This is a genomic window from Psychrobacter sp. 1U2 (assembly GCF_051847575.1).
On sequence record NZ_JBPYDC010001399.1, the window covers coordinates 1 to 610 of the forward strand.

The 610-nt window shown below is 50.0% G+C and carries 1 protein-coding gene; it reads left to right on the forward strand.

Annotated elements, in window-relative coordinates; all coding sequences use genetic code 11:
- Window positions 1-610: YtpR family tRNA-binding protein (gene ytpR, locus ACS8FD_RS22305; RefSeq protein WP_439277472.1), on the forward strand; the 610-nt coding region annotated here is incomplete at both ends.

Sequence of the window (610 nt, forward strand, 5' to 3'; positions counted from 1 at the left end):
CCATGGCAGGGCTTGAGATTGATGATCGTTTTGCAGTTGCGCGCGCCTTTAGTGGTGTGGTGGTTGGTGAAGTCATCAGTGTCGAGCAACATCCTGATGCCGACAAACTACGCGTCACACAGGTCAATATCGGTGAAGCTGAACCGTTACAAATCGTCTGCGGTGCGCCCAATGTCACAGTCGGTATGAAAGCGCCCGTGGCAACCGTTGGTGCTGTGTTACCTAGTGATGACTCAAAAGGCTTTAAAATTAAAAACGGCAACCTTCGCGGTGTTGCCTCAAACGGCATGCTTTGCGGTGCCTCCGAGATTGATTTGACTGATAGCATCGATGGTTTGCTTGAACTGCCAGCTGATGCACCAATCGGCACTGATATCCGCGACTATCTAGGTTTAGACAATCAAATACTAGATATCTCTATCACGCCAAACCGTGGCGATTGCTTTAGCGTACGCGGCATTGCTCGTGAGATATCAGTCATCAACGACTTGCCGATGCAGCAGCCAGAGATTGCGACCAACGCTGTAACTGATGATGGCGCAAACGTTGCGGCAAGTGTAGAAGCAGTAGAGGCTTGCCCGCGTTATTTATTGCAGGCGATTAGCAATAT